This window comes from Pseudidiomarina sediminum DSM 21906 (genome assembly GCF_000423165.1).
GTDB classification, from domain to species: domain Bacteria; phylum Pseudomonadota; class Gammaproteobacteria; order Enterobacterales; family Alteromonadaceae; genus Pseudidiomarina; species Pseudidiomarina sediminum.
In genome coordinates, this window is the sequence record NZ_KE383983.1 from 47298 (window position 1) to 63255 (window position 15958).

Below are 15958 nucleotides of genomic sequence, written 5' to 3' on the forward strand. Positions count from 1 at the left end.
TTCCCACAATTTTAAGTTGATTTTAAAAACAAAATCGGTGCCAGCCATTGCACAACAAGCACTGCTACGTAACCGCTACTAACCGCAACCAGCGGGAGCGAAGTGAACACGAGCAGGCCTATTAGCAAGACCACGGTAAGGCTTAACTTCAAAGCCTCACCGGCATAAAAATTACTGACGACTTGTTGCGCCGCACGCGCGCCGCCTTTGGCAAAAACGCGCCATGCAAAGAGTGCTGTCGGAATCATCACGGCTACACCGCCGCCAACAACACCCCAAAAATATTCATACGATGTCACCAAAGAAAACGTACAGGCCAATAAAAATAAGGCGCCTGCTTGAACGCGCAACAGTTTAATTGCGAGTTGTTTTCCGGTTTTTGTTAACGTCTCACTCACGTGCTTCAAACCTCGGCTAAAAGCCCGCGATAGTATAAAGATTTGCGTTTTAATTGCAACAAAATGCAAGCCAATTAAGCGTCTTCACTCGCTTGAAAGTGAGTAAGGATGCCATCGAGCTCGTCTAAACTACTGTAATTAATGACCACTTTACCTTTGCCTTTACGGCCATGGTTGATCGCTACTGCAGCACCTAGACGTTCGCTAAGACGTTGTTCTAACCGTTGAATATCCGCATCTGGCTGTTTTGGCGCAGGTGCCTTTTTCGGCTCTAGCGTCGCTCGCACCAGCTTTTCAGCTTCACGTACGGTCATCCCTTTCGCGGCAATAGTCCGCGCGACGTCGCTTTGTTGATCACCCTGAAGGGCAAGGAGGAGTTTGGCGTGACCAAGTTCAATATCGCCACGCTCAAGAAGGGTTTTGGTTTCTTGTTCTAAATTATTCAACCGCAGCAAGTTCGTTACTGTTGCGCGCGATTTCCCAACAGCGTCAGCAACTTCTTGATGGGTAAGTTGAAACTCTTCTAACAAACGTTGTAATGCGGTGGCTTCTTCCATCGCATTTAAATCTTCACGTTGAATGTTCTCAATCAACGCAATCGCCACTGCAGCTTCATCTGGAACCGCTTTCACTAAGCATGGAACATCTTCCAAACGCGCCATCTGTGCAGCGCGCCAACGACGCTCACCAGCAATAATTTCATAGCGATCTTTGCCAATTTCACGCACCACAATCGGCTGAATGATACCTTGCGCTTTCACTGACGCGGCAAGATCTTCCAGTGCTTCTGGTGACATATCTTTACGAGGCTGGTATTTACCCGGCTGCAAGAATTCAATCGGTAATTTTTGCAATTCACCTTTGGTTAAATCTTCCACGTCATCGACCGCTGGTTGCTCATGCTCTCGCACATTCTTGCTGGTCGTTAATAACGCATCTAGACCGCGTCCTAGTCCTCGTTTTTTGGCAGACATAAAGCGTTGGTTCCTTAAGCTTCAGCCGCTGCGTCGGCTTTCTTTTGTTGTTCCGCACGACGAATCAATTCGCCAGCGAGGGATAAATATGCTTTCGCCCCTGTCGATGATTTATCGTAGTACATGGCCGGAGCACCAAAGCTAGGTGCTTCTGCTAAACGTACGTTACGTGGGATCACAGTTCGGTACACTTTATCGCCAAAATGGGCTTTCAACTGTTCCGAAACATCATTCGCAAGGCGATTGCGTGGGTCGTACATGGTACGCAAAATACCTTCGATTTGTAAGCGAGGGTTCACAGCTTCGGCCAAGCGCTCAATGGTATCCATTAACGCGGTAAGTCCTTCTAGCGCGTAATATTCACATTGCATCGGCACTAAAATTGAATCGGCTGCTGCCATCGCATTAACAGTTAACATGCTCAATGACGGCGGACAGTCGATAAACACAAAATCGTAGTGATCGAGTACCGGTTTCAAAGCGTTCGCCAAGCGTTGTTCGCGGGCAAACTCTTCCATTAATTTCACATCAGCAGCAGTTACATCACCATTGGCAGCAACCAAATGGTACTTGCCATTGGTATCGGTGACGACCACGTCTTGCAAGGGTTTTTGCTCAACCAAGAGTTCATAGGCAGTGTTCTCCACGTCGTATTTATCGACACCACTCCCCATAGTTGCGTTGCCCTGTGGGTCAAGATCAATCAAGAGCACTTTACGACGGGTGGCGGCCATGGACGCAGCCAAATTGACAGCTGTCGTCGTTTTACCGACTCCGCCTTTTTGATTTGCTATGGCAATTACTCTACCCACGGAATTAACCTCTTGTTGAGATAATGACGAGATGACGTTCAGCGTCCACCTCAGGCACATCTAATGCGAAAACGTCTTCAACCTTAAACGCGGTTGGCAAAGCTGCAATTTCAGCCTCAGGATACTGACCTTTTAAGGCAAAATAGTGACCTTGAGGCTGCGGTAAATGCTGGCACCAAGTGAGCATATCACTAAGCGATGCGAAGGCTCTACTGATGACACCATCAAATTTAGTTTCTGGTTGATAGTCTTCCACTCGACTTTGCACAGCATTTACATTTTTAAGACCCAGTTCATGACAAACCTGGCGAATAAAACGAATGCGTTTGCCCAAACTATCTAACAACACAAATTCTTTATCGGGCTGTGCAATGGCTAGAGGTAAGCCCGGAAGGCCTGGCCCCGTACCCACGTCAATAAAGCGTTGACCTGAGAGGTAAGGTAACACTACCAAACTATCCACAATATGGCGACTGACCATTTGCATCGGGTCGCGTACCGAAGTTAGATTGTAAGCTTTATTCCATTTGTTGAGCAACTCTACCAGACGCACCAACTGCTGTTGCTGCGATGCAGCAATGTCCAAGTGAGCTGCATCGAGCAGTTGCGTTAATTTTTGTTGCAATGTCATTAGGCGCTTTTCCGTAACAGTCCTTGTTTTTTCAAATGCACCAACAACATTGAAATCGCTGCTGGTGTGACTCCCGAAATACGTGCGGCTTTGCCGACGGTTTCTGGTTGATGCTCATTTAATTTAGCGATCACTTCATTCGATAGTCCTTTAATGCCAGCGTAATCAAACCCTAGAGGCAGCTGCGTAGTTTCATGGCGTTGCTGCTTAGCGATCTCGTCTTGCTGACGCGCAATATATCCTGCGTATTTGGTTTGAATTTCAACTTGTTCAGCGGCTTCACGATCGCTTAAACCTGGACCAAGATCAGTAATTGCCATCATCGCCTCATACGTCACTTCAGGACGTCGCAGCAGATCCTCACCATTCACTTCTTTGGTGATCGGTGTTTTTACCAATTCATTGACTGCTGCAACGGCAGGATGATCTTTGTGGATCCAAGAGCTACGTAAACGTTGTTGTTCTTGCGCGATCGCTTCAAGTTTTTCGTTGAAACGTTGCCAGCGGGCATCATCCACTAATCCAAGTTCACGACCCTGCTCAGTTAAACGCATGTCGGCGTTGTCTTCACGCAACAATAAGCGATATTCAGCACGTGACGTAAACATTCGGTAGGGTTCTTTGGTACCAAGCGTGGATAGATCATCGATCAAGACACCCATATAGGAATTATCACGGCGTGGCGCCCAACCGTCTTTATCTTGCGCTTGTAGCGCAGCGTTCAAACCAGCGATGAGGCCTTGTGCACCAGCTTCTTCATACCCTGTGGTGCCATTAATTTGGCCGGCAAAAAATAACCCTTGAATGTATTTGGTCTCAAGTGTTTGTTGGAGATCTCGAGGATCAAAGTAATCGTACTCAATGGCGTAACCAGGGCGCGTAATGTGCGCATTTTCAAAACCTTTGATTGAACGAACTAAGGCTACTTGCACGTCAAATGGCAAACTGGTTGAAATACCATTTGGGTAGACTTCGTGAGTATTGAGCCCTTCCGGTTCGACAAAGATTTGATGAGAATTTTTATCTGCAAAACGGGTTACTTTGTCTTCAATTGAAGGGCAGTAACGTGGTCCAACGCCTTCAATAATCCCAGAATACATAGGTGAACGATCCATACCACCACGAATAATGTCGTGGGTTTGATCGTTCGTATGCGTGATATAACAACTGATCTGCTGTGGATGATCTTCTGGTTTTCCCATGAATGAGAACAATGGTGTTGGTGTATCACCCGGTTGTTCTTGCATTACAGTGAAGTCGATTGATTTCGCATCAATACGTGGTGGCGTACCCGTTTTTAAACGATCAACGCGCAAAGGTAACTCACGTAAACGTTTCGCAAGTGCATTTGCTGGAGGATCTCCAGCGCGTCCACCTTGGTAGTTTTCTAAACCAATATGAATTTGGCCACCAAGGAAAGTTCCTACGGTTAATACGACAGTTTTTGCAGAAAACTTAAGTCCCATTTGAGTGATAACACCAACCACACGATCATTCTCAACGATCAGATCATCACAAGCTTGTTGGAATAAGCTTAGGTTTGGTTGGTTTTCTAAAAAACGTCGAATGGCAGCTTTGTAGAGTTCACGATCAGCTTGAGCTCGTGTGGCACGAACAGCTGGGCCTTTTGAAGAGTTTAGTGTACGAAATTGAATACCAGCACGATCTGCTGCGTGTGCCATAGCACCGCCTAACGCATCAATTTCTTTGACAAGATGGCCTTTACCAATACCACCAATGGCTGGATTACATGACATCTGTCCTAAGGTTTCGATGTTATGTGTCAAAAGTAATGTCTGACAGCCCATACGAGCTGCTGCTAAAGCTGCTTCAGTACCAGCATGTCCACCACCAATGACAATAACGTCATAATGCTGATGGTATGTAGAGGTATTCGACATAAATGTAATCCTAGAACGTCTAACGTAAGCAAATGGGGTTGGGTCATGCACCGCAAAACCTAGCCGTATAGTTTAACTTGAAATGACGTAGATCGAAACGGTTAAATTTTGTTCAGCTTTAAAAAAGGATCTAAATAAAATAAGTAAGATCTTTTTTTTGATCTTTTATTACTATTACTACTAGCTTTCGAATTTCTGTGGATAAGGTTCGCTAAGCCATGTCTGATAAGGATCAAAACGATCCGTTAACTTGTGATCAATACCTGATCCTTGTTCTGATCAAACCGTGGATAACTTGGCTGTTTATCCACAAGCTTAGTTATTCACAGGTTTGTACAGTGTGTATCTACAGATCTCAAAGGATCTTATCCAGCTGTTACTCACAAAGCTTGGAGGAAACTATTTAACCATGTTGATGCTTTTTCCTCCGGATCGTCATTTGCCATGTCGATCTCAAGGCGTTCAACGAGTCGTTTTGCGTTGCGTTTCTCAAGTTCTTGATCAAAGTCGCGTCCAGCTTTACAGAAGGTATCGTAGCAGCTATCGCCAACGGCGATCACGGCATAGCGTAAGGGCTCGAGGTCGGCGTGTTGCTGGTGCAGATCATCGGCAAAGTCGAGCATGCTGTCGCCATAGTCACCGGCACCATGGCTTGCAATACAGGCTAACCAAAGGCTTTCTTGGGTCAGCTCTTGAGTGAGTTCGGTGTAGTCAGGTTCGTAGTGTAACCGGGTGGTATGGCCGTTTTGTTCGAGTTGTTCACTGAGTTGATCAGCGAGATATTCGGTATTGCCAGATGTTGTTCCAACAAGAATGTCGATGGTTGCCATAGTGGGATCCTGTAATCGCTAAGTGGTTCTATTAGGCGTGAGACGCCGATGATACCACTTGGTTCTTACCTTTGCGCTTTGCGATCAATAAGGCTGTATCGGCGCGTTGGAACGCGTCTTCAAAAGTTTCATTAGGTTGTAGTTCTGCAACCCCAAAGCTGGCGTTGAGTTGTACCATACCTTTTGGGGTCGCAATTGCTGGAAGTTGGTGTTTGAGGCGTTCTGCAGTCAGTGTTGCTTGCTCAAGACGTTGCTCGGGCAGGAGTAATAGAAACTCATCGCCACCATAGCGCGCAATCAGATCATAATCGCGGATGTTTGATCGTATGCTTTGTGCGGCAAGGACGAGGGCTTGATCACCGACTAAATGACCAAAGGTGTCATTGATCACTTTAAAACGATCAATGTCGAACAATACGACAGACACAGGGAAGTCACGCTCACGTTTGCTCGCAAGTTTATGTTCAACCTGCTTTAAGAAATGCTCTCGAGTGGCAACTTGGGTTAAGGCATCAACTTTTATTTTCGCGTCGAGTCGGCGGTTTTGGTTGAGTAAGGTGGGTACTGACAAGCTGAAATAGGCGTTTGCGGCAATAACACACATGGCGAATTGATAGGTCAATGCGTGTTCTGTAACGCCGATCACCCCGAACCAAATGGCAATCAAGGTACTGGTGATTGCTAAACTGATCAGCGTGTGTTCCATGCTTTCGGTAAACACCAGCCATGCCTGAGGCAGACTGATAAAAAATATGAAGTAGGCGATGGCTGGGTCTTCGTAGTAATAATCGGCAACCATGACAATGGCGACAATGGTAATTATTAGCGTGAGTTTACGACTCCAAAGTTCGCGGTAGACGTTGGCTTTAATTGGGTTGGCATCACGTGATTTGAGCCATGATACGTCGAGTTTCCAAACTCTGCTGAGAATGAGAATAAATAACGGCGCCAGCACCATAGCTCCGACCAAATCACCGACCCACCATGCAATCCAATTATGGCTGATTTGTGCCCACGTCATACTGCCGATGGCGTAGAACGCCAGCACGCCAAACCAGGCGCCCACAAGGGTTGTCACTATGGTGATGATAAGAAAATACAAAATACGTTGGGGTAACTGTCGGGTATGCCAGCGATGAATGGTGTTCCGAAAATACAGTCCACCCATGGCAAATGCACAGGTATGGGCAGCGGCTAACATTAAGCTATTGTTCGATTGCTGAACAAAAGACAAGCTACTGCCGTCCATAAAGTACATCCAATACCCGGCAAGTAAACTGGCCATAAGTACGGGGAAAAAAGCCCGTGCTCCCATCAAAATAAACGCTGCTAAAGAAAGCCCTGCAGGTGGATACCAAAGGCTGATATAGGGCAGGTATTCCATGAGCACAGCGGCCCACCACACCAGCAACCACAGTGCGATAAACGCGAGGTAACGCAGCGAGGAGGCAGAAAAGGACTGAATAAATGCGGTCACAGGGTTCTCAATATCAGTAGCTTCACATAAATAAGCGTAGTGTAAAGTAATGAAAGCGACAAACGTTAAGTTTTTACGATTAATGAAATGGTGTTTGTGTACAAATTTTGGTACTTTTTTTCGACCTTTATTTGAAAGAGACCGCCCATGCACCGTATTTCTCTGTGGTTCGTTTGTACCCTTGTTGGACTCACTAGTTTTGGTCTGAGTGATCTGGCCCAAGCCTCTGCGATTCAGCAGACCAAAGGGAGTTTTGAAGACAAGTTTCGTCAATTGGACGAAGTTTTGCCTACCCCGAATGTTTACCGTAGTGCAGCGGGTGAACCAGGTGAACACTATTGGCAGCAACGCGCGGACTACATCATCGACGTACGTTTGGACGAAGAAAAGCGTCGTTTGGATGCGACAGAAACCATCACCTACACCAACAACTCGCCGTATACGCTGAAATACATTTGGATTCAGTTGGATCAAAATATCTTTCGTAGTGATTCAAGAGCTGAACGCAGCGCAACATTTGGCAGCCGTCCGGAAGTTAGTCTTGATGGCATCGATACGCCGGCAAAACTATCGTTAGGTGATTTGCGGCGCCAGCAATTTATGAGTGATAACGCGCTTGGCTTCGTGATCAGTCGCGTGGCCAATGGCGAGGAAGCACCGTTACGCTTTACCATTGTCGGCACCAACATGCGTGTTGATCTAGCAGAGCCGATTGGACCGGGCGCAACAACTGAGTTAGCCATCGATTTTGGTTATAACATCGTCGAAGAAGACGCTATGGATGCGCGCTCTGGCTACGAACTCTTTCCCGATGATGCGCGCGAAGGTGGCAATGCCATTTTCTTACTGGCGCAATGGTATCCGCGGGTAGCTGCTTTTACGGATTATGAAGCGTGGACCAATAAAGAGTTTCTAGGTAGCGGTGAATTTACGATGGAGTTCGGTGACTTTGAGGTCTCCATTGATGTGCCCGCCGACCACATCGTCGCCGCTTCAGGTGAGCTACAAAACCCTGAACAAGTCTTAACGGCGGAACAACGCCGTCGCTTGGAGCAAGCCAAAGATGCGAAACGTCCCGTTTTTGTCGTAACTGAAGAAGAAGCGCTAGAAAACGAGAAGGCTGGCACTAACGAACGTAAAACCTGGCGTTTTGTTGCTGAAAATGTCCGTGATTTTGCTTGGGCTTCATCGCGTAAGTTTATCTGGGACGCGAAAGGTTATCAGCAAGGCGGCAGTGTTCAGCCTGAAGTATTAGCGATGTCGTTTTATCCAAAAGAAGGTGGCGATCTGTGGAAGAAGTATTCCACTGAATCGGTAATTCACACGATGGAAGTCTACAGTCGCTTCGCATTTGACTACCCTTATCCAACCGCACAATCGGTCAATGGCCCTGTCGGTGGTATGGAATATCCGATGATCACGTTCAATGGCCCGCGAACGGAATTGCAAGAGGACGGTTCTCGTACCTACTCGTTAGCAGAAAAGCGGTTTTTGATTGGTGTCGTGATTCATGAAATTGGTCATATTTACTTTCCAATGGTGGTCAACTCTGATGAGCGCCAGTGGACGTGGATGGATGAGGGACTCAACAGCTTTTTAGACGGCGTGGCCGGACGTGAATGGGACCCTTCTATTCCTTGGGGTGTTGAGGCGCGTAGTATTATTGATTACATGAAGTCATCGGTACAGGTACCGATTATGACGCAGTCGGATAGCGTGCTTCGTCTTGGTCCTAATGCCTATACTAAGCCTGCGGTAGCGTTGAATATTCTGCGTGAGGTGATTCTTGGCCGTGAACTGTTTGATTTTGCCTTTAGAGAGTATGCGCAACGTTGGATGTTCAAGCGTCCGACGCCGGCAGATTTCTTCCGTACCATGGAAGAAGCGTCAGGTGTTGATTTAGATTGGTTCTGGCGTGGTTGGTTCTACAGCACCGATCATGTCGATATTAGTCTTGATCGTGTTTACAAGTTACGACTTGATACACAAGATCCTGACATCGATTGGCAGCGTCGTCGTGACGAAGAGGCGAATAAGCCAACGTCATTCTTTGTCGCGCGTAATCGTGCAGAAGGGCGTAAAACGTGGGTCGAAATGAATCCTGATGTTCGTGACTTCCATGATGAAAATGACCGTTTTACGGTAACCAATAAGCAACGTAATGCGTACCAAGATTTTCTTGCCAAGCTGGAACCATGGGAGCGGCGGGTATTCGAGCGCGCGGTGGCAGAAGATAAAAACTACTATGTGTTGGACTTTAGCAACCTTGGTGGTCTTGTCATGCCGATCTTGTTGCAAATGACCTATGCTGATGGCTCGACTGAAGATTATCGCATTCCTGCTGAAATCTGGCGTCGCAACCCACAACAGGTCAGCAAGCTGATTGTGACCGATAAAGAAGTGGTTGGTTTTGCGGTCGATCCTAATTGGGAAACTGCGGATGTCGCAATTGACAATAACTACTACCCGCGGCAGATCATCCCGTCACGCATTGAGGCATTCAAAGCGCAGCGCGGTAGCGACCATATTCGCCGTGATCTTATGCAAGATGCGAAGACTGAATTAGAGTCTGTGAACAATGACGATTAGAGTATTCGCGGTTGTTATAGGCACGTTGTTGGTGATGGGGAGCCTTGCTGCCCATCAGCTCAAATCAGCTGTGACCACTATTTTGTTTAATGAGCGCACCGGTAACATTGAGGTGATGCATCGTTTTGTTCTACATGATGCAGAACACGCAGTGGGTGAGTTGTTTAATAAAAAGCAGGCGGATATTCATACCGATGAAGCGACACGTGCGTTGTTTGCGGCCTATGTGTTACAAGCCTTTGCGCTGGAGTCGGCGGCAGGGGAAGCTTTGCCATTGACCAGTGTTGGCTACCAAATCGATGGCCGCGATTTTTGGGTGTATCAAGAAACGCCGCAGATTGCAGGCTTGACTGAACTGCGTGTGCGGCAAAAAGCACTACAAGAGTTGTGGCCTGCGCAACAAAACTTGGTCAACATTGAAGGCAAAGGTGCGATTAAGAGTCTACAATTTAATAAGGACGATGAGTGGTTGTCTGTAACTTTTAACGATTAATTCCTTAATAAGGAGGCACGATGTTCCGAGTGGTCATTGCATTTTTGTGTGCGGTCCTATCGGGTGCTTTGGTTGGCAGCATTGTGCAAACACAGTTCAATTTAGCTGCCCTCGCTGAGCTTTCTGTTCCCATCACGATAGATGTTCGAATTTCGACGATAATCCACGATATTATTAATTTTTCACCAATTTTAGCAGCAATGTTAGGGGTTGTTTTACTTGTTGCTTTACCTGTTGCCGGGTTTGTTGCGCACTTTATTCAGGGCATTGAACGGCTGTGGTTTACTTTTGCTGGTTTTATCGGCTTATTACTTTGTTTTGCCATTGTGAACGAGTTGGCCCCAATGCCTACCTTTATTGCGGCCACGCGTAGTTGGTCGGGGTGGTTATTAATGGCGGCAACGGGAGGGCTTGCGGGTTGGCTCTTTCATCGTGTGTGGCGACCGACGGTACGTGATCTAAAGGACCCTGTAGTGTGAAACGACTGAAACAATCGATGTTAATACTGAGTGTGTTGCTGTTTGGGCAGCTCACCTTTCCTGTACATGCCGCTGAGGTCGCAGTAATAAGCGATGAGATTGCTGTTGGGTTCGATTATCCTTGGGCACTGGTGCAGTTACCCGAACGTAAAGCCGGTTGGTTGGTTACTGAACGTACGGGACAGCTTATCCATGTCGCGGATGACGGCACCAAGGTTCAGGTCCCCCTGCAATTGCCTGGATTGTATGTTGCAGGGCAAAGTGGATTATTTGACGTGATCTTAGCGCCGGACTTTGCTACGTCGCGTTGGCTCTATTTAAGTTATGCGTGCGGCACGCCCAATGCCAACACAACGTGTTTGGCGCGGACGCGCTTGTCAAAGACCACGCCTTATCGCACTCAAGCCACCGAAAAGTTGTTTACTGCCCGGCCGTTGCGTAAAGGTGCGGCCCATTATGGGGGGCGCATGGCATGGTTACCGGATCAAACCTTGTTGTTGACCCTCGGCGATGGCTTCGATTATCGCGAGCAAGCGCAGAACCTTGAAAATCATTTTGGCAAAGTTGTGCGTTTGACCATGACCGGTGAAGCCCCCGCGGACAATCCATTTCCGGATAAAACCGATGGTCGGATTTTTAGTTACGGGCATCGCAATAGCCAAGGCATTGTTTATGACCCCACACGCAAGGTAATTTGGCAACATGAGCACGGTCCGCGCGGCGGTGATGAATTAAATCGTCTCCAAGCAGGCCGTAATTACGGTTGGCCGATAGTGAGCTTGGGGATTGATTACACTGGGGCAATGGTAACGCCCTATGAAGCCTTACCTGGGGTTGTTGATCCTGAATATCACTGGACCCCGTCGCTTGCGCCTGCAGATATGGCGCTCTACCAAGGTACAATGTTTCCACAATGGCAAGGTGGACTGTTGATCACTCACCTTGCTGGTAAGCGTTTGCAGGTGTTAATGCCAGAGCATGACACCTGGCAGGTAGCGGCCGAATATCGCACCTCAAACGAGGCGCGTTTGCGTGCTGTGGCTGTGGCTGACGATGGTGCCATTTGGCTGTTAACAGACAGTGATAATGGGCGCTTGTTACGCCTCTCTGCGCCTAAAGATTAAGTAAAGTCAGCAGGAAAGCTGCGGCGTATGTGCTAACTTTGTAAAGATACTAACGTAAAAGCCAAAGAGGTAACTTTATGAAAGTTTGGATTCCGATTGTTGTGGCATCTTCAGTTTTATTAGCGGGTTGTCAAACACCGATGAACAATACGCAAAAAGGTGCGGCGATTGGTGCTGTAGCCGGTGCGTTGATTGGTAAAGGAACCGGCGATCACGATAAAAGTCGCTATGTGTGGGGTGCCGCTGTAGGTGCACTCGCTGGCAGTGCCATTGGTAATTACATGGACAAGCAAGAACAACAGTTCCGTGAAGAGCTCTCTGGTAGTGGCGTACAAGTGGTACGTGATGGCGATACCATCCGTTTGCAAATGCCGAGCAACATTACATTTGCGACCGACAGCTCAGTGATTTCAAGCAACTTCGATCCTGTGTTAGCGGACGTTGCACGCGTACTGAACCAGTACAACAAAACCACAATGGTTGTTGAAGGTCATACCGACAGTACAGGTACCGCGCAATACAACCAGCAACTCTCTGAGAGTCGTGCTTGGTCGGTCAGTAACCATTTAGCGCGTCAAGGCGTTGATACCCGTCGTTTGACCGTGATTGGTTACGGTGAGTCGCAGCCGATTGCATCGAATGATACGGTGAACGGCCGTCAACAAAACCGTCGGGTTGAATTACGTATTGTGCCAAACCGTCAGTAATCCTGATCGTTGGAGAGCACTAATGAAAAGCGAGCCTTAGAGCTCGCTTTTTTAATGGTAACGATTCAGTTGGTGTTGCACTCGGGCAAGGTAGCGCGCCGAGGTAAGTTTGTCATTTACCCCTAATTTATCGGCCATTTGATAGAGCTTAAAGAGGCGGTGGTGAAAGCGTGCCCGGTAGCGCTCAATTTGGTTTGCTGTTAACTCCCGTTCATCCATTTCCACTAATTCTCGCTCAAGTGCCTTGATAATATGGCGTTGGCGACTGCGTAAATTGGTTGGGAATAGGATCTTATAACTGAGCATTGCCAGCAAAGGCGCGGCAATGACGGCGATGGCAATACTGACCGAGGCCGTCCAGTCAAAGTGGTAGTGTAAGGCTGGCTGCATTAAAAGTAAGAAGACTAAGTTAAAGTCCATCGCTCCGGGCGCGGTGCGGTTGTGTGCCAACGGAAATCCAGCCAATAGAATAACCGGCATTAAGCAAAGTAACATCGCTAATATGGAATCGGTATGTGGCCATAAAAAGGCTTGAATAAAGATTGCTGTAAGCGCCCCAGCTGTTTGCCCTAAAAACACGTAATACATGGTTTTAGCGGGGTTCTCATGCCCCGAGAATAAGGTCAGCATAATGCTGGCGCCTAACAGTAAGTACGCTAATTGAAACCAACCCGTGTAGGCCCAGCCACAACTGATCAAGGTCATGACGGTAAAGGTACGGATTGCTGCTTGTTGCGCGCCGCGCCAATCGCGATGCAGCAGGGCATAAGTTGAGGTCGGTGAACGCGCGGTTTTGCCACTTTCACGAAATTCTAAACGGGCTTCAATGGCGTTGTAAAAGTCGTTAAATTCATACGTAAATTCGCTCGTTTTTAAGTAGGCGTAGGTGCGTGCAAGAGCCGCGCGTATTGATTCAGCATTGTTATCGGTTAAGGCTTGCGCGCATTCACGCAAGAGCTCAGCAAGCGCGCTATCGATCTGTAATTGCGAGGTTTCGAGCTGTGCCAGAAGACCTAATTGGGCGTTTAGTAAACGGCGAAACAATTTGGCTGAAAGGTGTGCTGACGGTGAGCCTGAACCGTGATCACTGAGCTGCGTTTCTAAATGAGCAAGGGTCGAAATTTGATCGTGGATGGGCAATTCGCCAACCGCACCTTGGTCAAAAGCACGGGCCATCAAACGGAGCGTTTCTGCAGCTTGACGCCGGATTTTATTCACTAAGGTTTGTTCCGCTCGGGCATAGGTAAAGAGCCAGCCAATAACGAGGGCGGTGAGTACGCCCACCATCACTGTTAGCATGCGGTCAATGCCAAGTGGCATCAGCACATCTGGTGTACGGACAAGGAGCACTACCATGGACGAGGAGTAACCAGCGAGCACCGCCCCATAGGCAATCAGGCCATGTAGCAAGGTGGCGATATAGACACAAATGGTCACCCACAGTGTTAGCCCTAATGCTGCCATCAAAATGTCATCGCCACTGATCACTACGATCAGCATTCCCACAGCGGTACCGATGAGTGTACCTAAGCTCCGGTAGCCGGCTTTTTCTAACAGTAAGCCTCGGGTCGGTTGGGACACCCCCCACACGGTCATGGCCGACCACTGGGGATGTTCAAGCCCCATAGCCCAAGCAATTAAAAGTGCTAAGCAGGCGGCGACCCCGGTTCGGAAACCGAACCGGAAGCGCGAGTAATCAAATCCTAATTTGGCAAAATTATGTTTCAGTTGGCTCATTAACAAGGAGTGCGATAGCTCCATCTCCAGTCACGTTACAGGCAGTACCAAAACTATCTTGCGCCATGTACAAGGCGATCATCAAGGCGATTGCGGTTTCACCAAAGCCCAGCATTGAGCCTAACAAACCCACGGCGGACATCACTGCGCCGCCAGGCACGCCAGGTGCTGCAAGCATAACCACACCGAGCATCAAAATGAATGGCAAGATAGTGAAGAACGGCGGTATGGCCAAGGCATCTTGCAGGTACATGACGGCTAAGGTACAGCTGACAATGGTAATGGTGGAGCCAGCTAAGTGTGTGGTAGCACAGAGCGGAACTACGAAGTTCGCAACATCGTCATTGACCTTGTTGGCTTTAGCACTGCGCAGCGTGACGGGAATGGTAGCTGCACTAGACATGGTACCCAAGGCGGTAAAGTAAGCCGGTAGCATGTTCTTGATCAGGCGCGCAGGGTTTGCTCCTGAACGTACGCCAGCGATGATAAACATCGTGGTTAAATAGACCCAGTGCAAGGCAATTGCTAGGACCAAAATGATACCGAACGTTTGTAGGGTGTTTACCACAGTGCCTGCGACCGTCATTTCAGCAAAGACACCGGCGATGTAAAATGGCAACAATGGAATGATCACGCGACCGAGCAGCCACTCGATGATGTCACGTCCTTGATCAGAGACTTGCTTGAGTTGTTGGGCTTGGGTGACGGTAATCCCTAAACCAAAAATGAATGCCAATACCAATGCTGTCATGATGCCGAATACAGGTGGCAAATCGAGCATGAGGAATGGTTCGAGTACGGTACCTGTCGCGTCTTGTACTCCGCCCTCGACTTTACGTAACAGGGGAACCACCAAACTAGCAACAAAGTAAGCTAAAGTACCCGCGAGTACCGTTGAAAGGTACGCGATAGAGAGGGTTTTGCCGAGTAACTTTCCGGAGTTGCGTGGTAAACCAGCGATACCACTGGTGATAAAAAATAAAATCAGCAGGGGAATGGTAAAGAATAGCAACTGACCGAACAATTCTTTAAAGGTAAGCAGCAGTTGTGACACCCAGTGAGGGGTGTAAAGGCCAACCAGCACGCCTCCAATAATACCCAAAACAAGTTTGATAATGAGACCCATAGTCGATGCTTCTCTTGTCGATGTCTAGTTATAAGTAGACGCTATTCTACCTATTTTCTAGTGGGTCTTCACTGTCTGTTGGCGTGCTGAGTGGTTGGTTAACCTTTTAATTGGCAACAGAGTAAGTCTTCTATCGCTCGGCGAGCCTCTGCAGGTTTAACACGCGACTCGTTGATCATCGCTGCGATACCTTCAATGGCGCCGAAGATCGCAGCCATACGCAGTGGCGATAACAGTTCGCGTTGTGCGACAAAAGGACGGAACACATCACTCAATACGTCGCAGAAAAAATCGCGGATGACACGGCGAATATGGCGATGATCGGGATAGGCCATAAGGGCGAACACCACTTCTTCATATTCGCGGCCGTTTTGCTGCACACACTCAAGGTAAGCTTCAGTGAAAAGTTGAACAGCTTCGTCGAAACTTTTCGCTTGGTGTTCAATTTTGGCATTCATGGTGTCGACAAATAGTTTGTCACAGCGCTTGTAGATGGCGTGTAGCAAACTTTGTCGGGTGGCAAAGTGGTTATAAGTAATAGGTTTAGTTACCCCCGCGGCCTGCGCGAGGGTAATGAGTGTAAGGGCTTCTGTCCCTTTATCTCGGATGATTTGGGTTGCCACGTCCAGCAGTTGATCGCGGCGGGCATCCTTGGTCAGTCGAGTGGTCACGTTATTCTC

15 protein-coding genes are annotated in these 15958 nt (G+C 48.0%); 5 read left to right on the forward strand and 10 right to left on the reverse strand.

Annotated features, from left to right (window positions below; all coding sequences use genetic code 11):
• Nucleotides 1-11 precede the first annotated feature (11 nt).
• The 7 genes from G535_RS0105535 to G535_RS14155 all read right to left on the reverse strand — a co-directional run bounded on the left by G535_RS0105535 (nucleotide 12) and on the right by G535_RS14155 (nucleotide 7023).
• Nucleotides 12-398 (reverse strand): ATP synthase subunit I, encoded by a 387-nt coding sequence (locus G535_RS0105535; RefSeq protein ID WP_026861151.1) that lies wholly within the window; start codon nucleotides 396-398, stop codon nucleotides 12-14.
• Nucleotides 399-472: 74 nt separating this feature from the next.
• Nucleotides 473-1372, reverse strand: coding sequence for a ParB/RepB/Spo0J family partition protein (locus tag G535_RS0105540; protein ID WP_026861152.1), 900 nt, complete (start codon nucleotides 1370-1372; stop codon nucleotides 473-475).
• A 14-nt stretch (nucleotides 1373-1386) separates the two neighbouring features.
• Entirely contained in the window at nucleotides 1387-2184 is a 798-nt protein-coding gene (locus G535_RS0105545) for a ParA family protein (protein ID WP_026861153.1), read from the reverse strand.
• Between the two features lie 4 nt (nucleotides 2185-2188).
• Nucleotides 2189-2809, reverse strand: a complete 621-nt coding sequence (gene rsmG / locus G535_RS0105550) for a 16S rRNA (guanine(527)-N(7))-methyltransferase RsmG (RefSeq protein WP_026861154.1) — start codon at nucleotides 2807-2809, stop codon at nucleotides 2189-2191.
• 5 nt (nucleotides 2810-2814) lie between these two features.
• Complete coding sequence (gene mnmG / locus G535_RS0105555) at nucleotides 2815-4716, reverse strand: tRNA uridine-5-carboxymethylaminomethyl(34) synthesis enzyme MnmG (RefSeq protein WP_026861155.1); 1902 nt, start codon at nucleotides 4714-4716, stop codon at nucleotides 2815-2817.
• Between the two features lie 380 nt (nucleotides 4717-5096).
• Nucleotides 5097-5546 carry a flavodoxin domain-containing protein gene (locus tag G535_RS0105560; protein ID WP_026861156.1) on the reverse strand — a complete coding sequence of 150 codons (450 nt, stop codon included), beginning with the start codon at nucleotides 5544-5546 and terminating at the stop codon, nucleotides 5097-5099.
• Between the two features lie 31 nt (nucleotides 5547-5577).
• A complete protein-coding gene (locus tag G535_RS14155) occupies nucleotides 5578-7023 on the reverse strand; it encodes a GGDEF domain-containing protein (protein ID WP_169513603.1) in 1446 nt (481 codons plus the stop codon).
• A 147-nt stretch (nucleotides 7024-7170) separates the two neighbouring features.
• On the opposite strand from G535_RS14155, the gene G535_RS0105570 reads away from it, so the two are divergent.
• The 5 genes from G535_RS0105570 to G535_RS0105590 all read left to right on the forward strand — a co-directional run bounded on the left by G535_RS0105570 (nucleotide 7171) and on the right by G535_RS0105590 (nucleotide 12415).
• Nucleotides 7171-9612, forward strand: coding sequence for a M1 family metallopeptidase (locus tag G535_RS0105570; RefSeq protein WP_026861158.1), 2442 nt, complete (start codon nucleotides 7171-7173; stop codon nucleotides 9610-9612).
• Nucleotides 9602-10105, forward strand: coding sequence for a DUF6702 family protein (locus tag G535_RS0105575; RefSeq protein ID WP_051206982.1), 504 nt, complete (start codon nucleotides 9602-9604; stop codon nucleotides 10103-10105). The genes G535_RS0105570 and G535_RS0105575 overlap by 11 nt, the downstream gene beginning before the upstream one ends.
• Nucleotides 10106-10125: 20 nt before the next feature.
• Entirely contained in the window at nucleotides 10126-10584 is a 459-nt protein-coding gene (locus G535_RS13010) for a hypothetical protein (protein ID WP_051206983.1), read from the forward strand.
• Entirely contained in the window at nucleotides 10581-11708 is a 1128-nt protein-coding gene (locus tag G535_RS0105585) for a PQQ-dependent sugar dehydrogenase (RefSeq protein WP_026861160.1), read from the forward strand. Before G535_RS13010 ends, G535_RS0105585 begins: the two co-directional genes overlap by 4 nt.
• A gap of 77 nt (nucleotides 11709-11785) precedes the next feature.
• The gene (locus G535_RS0105590) at nucleotides 11786-12415 is read left to right on the forward strand and encodes a YiaD family glycine zipper/OmpA-like lipoprotein (protein ID WP_026861161.1); all 630 of its coding nucleotides are present in this window, start codon (nucleotides 11786-11788) and stop codon (nucleotides 12413-12415) included.
• 51 nt (nucleotides 12416-12466) lie between these two features.
• Here G535_RS0105590 and G535_RS0105595 read toward each other — a convergent pair whose 3' ends face one another.
• The 3 genes from G535_RS0105595 to G535_RS0105605 all read right to left on the reverse strand — a co-directional run bounded on the left by G535_RS0105595 (nucleotide 12467) and on the right by G535_RS0105605 (nucleotide 15949).
• Nucleotides 12467-14152: an FUSC family protein gene (locus G535_RS0105595; RefSeq protein ID WP_241970460.1), complete on the reverse strand. Its 1686-nt coding sequence runs from the start codon at nucleotides 14150-14152 to the stop codon at nucleotides 12467-12469.
• Nucleotides 14133-15278, reverse strand: coding sequence for a dicarboxylate/amino acid:cation symporter (locus tag G535_RS0105600; RefSeq protein ID WP_026861163.1), 1146 nt, complete (start codon nucleotides 15276-15278; stop codon nucleotides 14133-14135). Before G535_RS0105600 ends, G535_RS0105595 begins: the two co-directional genes overlap by 20 nt.
• Nucleotides 15279-15376: 98 nt before the next feature.
• On the reverse strand, nucleotides 15377-15949 hold the full coding sequence (locus G535_RS0105605) for a TetR/AcrR family transcriptional regulator (protein WP_026861164.1): 573 nt from the start codon (nucleotides 15947-15949) through the stop codon (nucleotides 15377-15379).
• Nucleotides 15950-15958: the final 9 nt, after the last annotated feature.

Bases quoted from the DNA above. Each gene is read 5' to 3' on its own strand.
- G535_RS0105595 (WP_241970460.1), bottom strand. From the start codon at position 14,152: ATGAGCCAACTGAAACATAATTTTGCCAAATTAGGATTTGATTACTCG.
- G535_RS0105560 (WP_026861156.1), bottom strand. From the start codon at position 5,546: ATGGCAACCATCGACATTCTTGTTGGAACAACATCTGGCAATACCGAA.
- mnmG (WP_026861155.1), bottom strand. From the start codon at position 4,716: ATGTCGAATACCTCTACATACCATCAGCATTATGACGTTATTGTCATT.
- G535_RS0105540 (WP_026861152.1), bottom strand. From the start codon at position 1,372: ATGTCTGCCAAAAAACGAGGACTAGGACGCGGTCTAGATGCGTTATTA.
- G535_RS0105570 (WP_026861158.1), top strand. From the start codon at position 7,171: ATGCACCGTATTTCTCTGTGGTTCGTTTGTACCCTTGTTGGACTCACT.
- G535_RS0105590 (WP_026861161.1), top strand. From the start codon at position 11,786: ATGAAAGTTTGGATTCCGATTGTTGTGGCATCTTCAGTTTTATTAGCG.
- G535_RS13010 (WP_051206983.1), top strand. From the start codon at position 10,126: ATGTTCCGAGTGGTCATTGCATTTTTGTGTGCGGTCCTATCGGGTGCT.
- G535_RS0105600 (WP_026861163.1), bottom strand. From the start codon at position 15,278: ATGGGTCTCATTATCAAACTTGTTTTGGGTATTATTGGAGGCGTGCTG.
- G535_RS0105575 (WP_051206982.1), top strand. From the start codon at position 9,602: ATGACGATTAGAGTATTCGCGGTTGTTATAGGCACGTTGTTGGTGATG.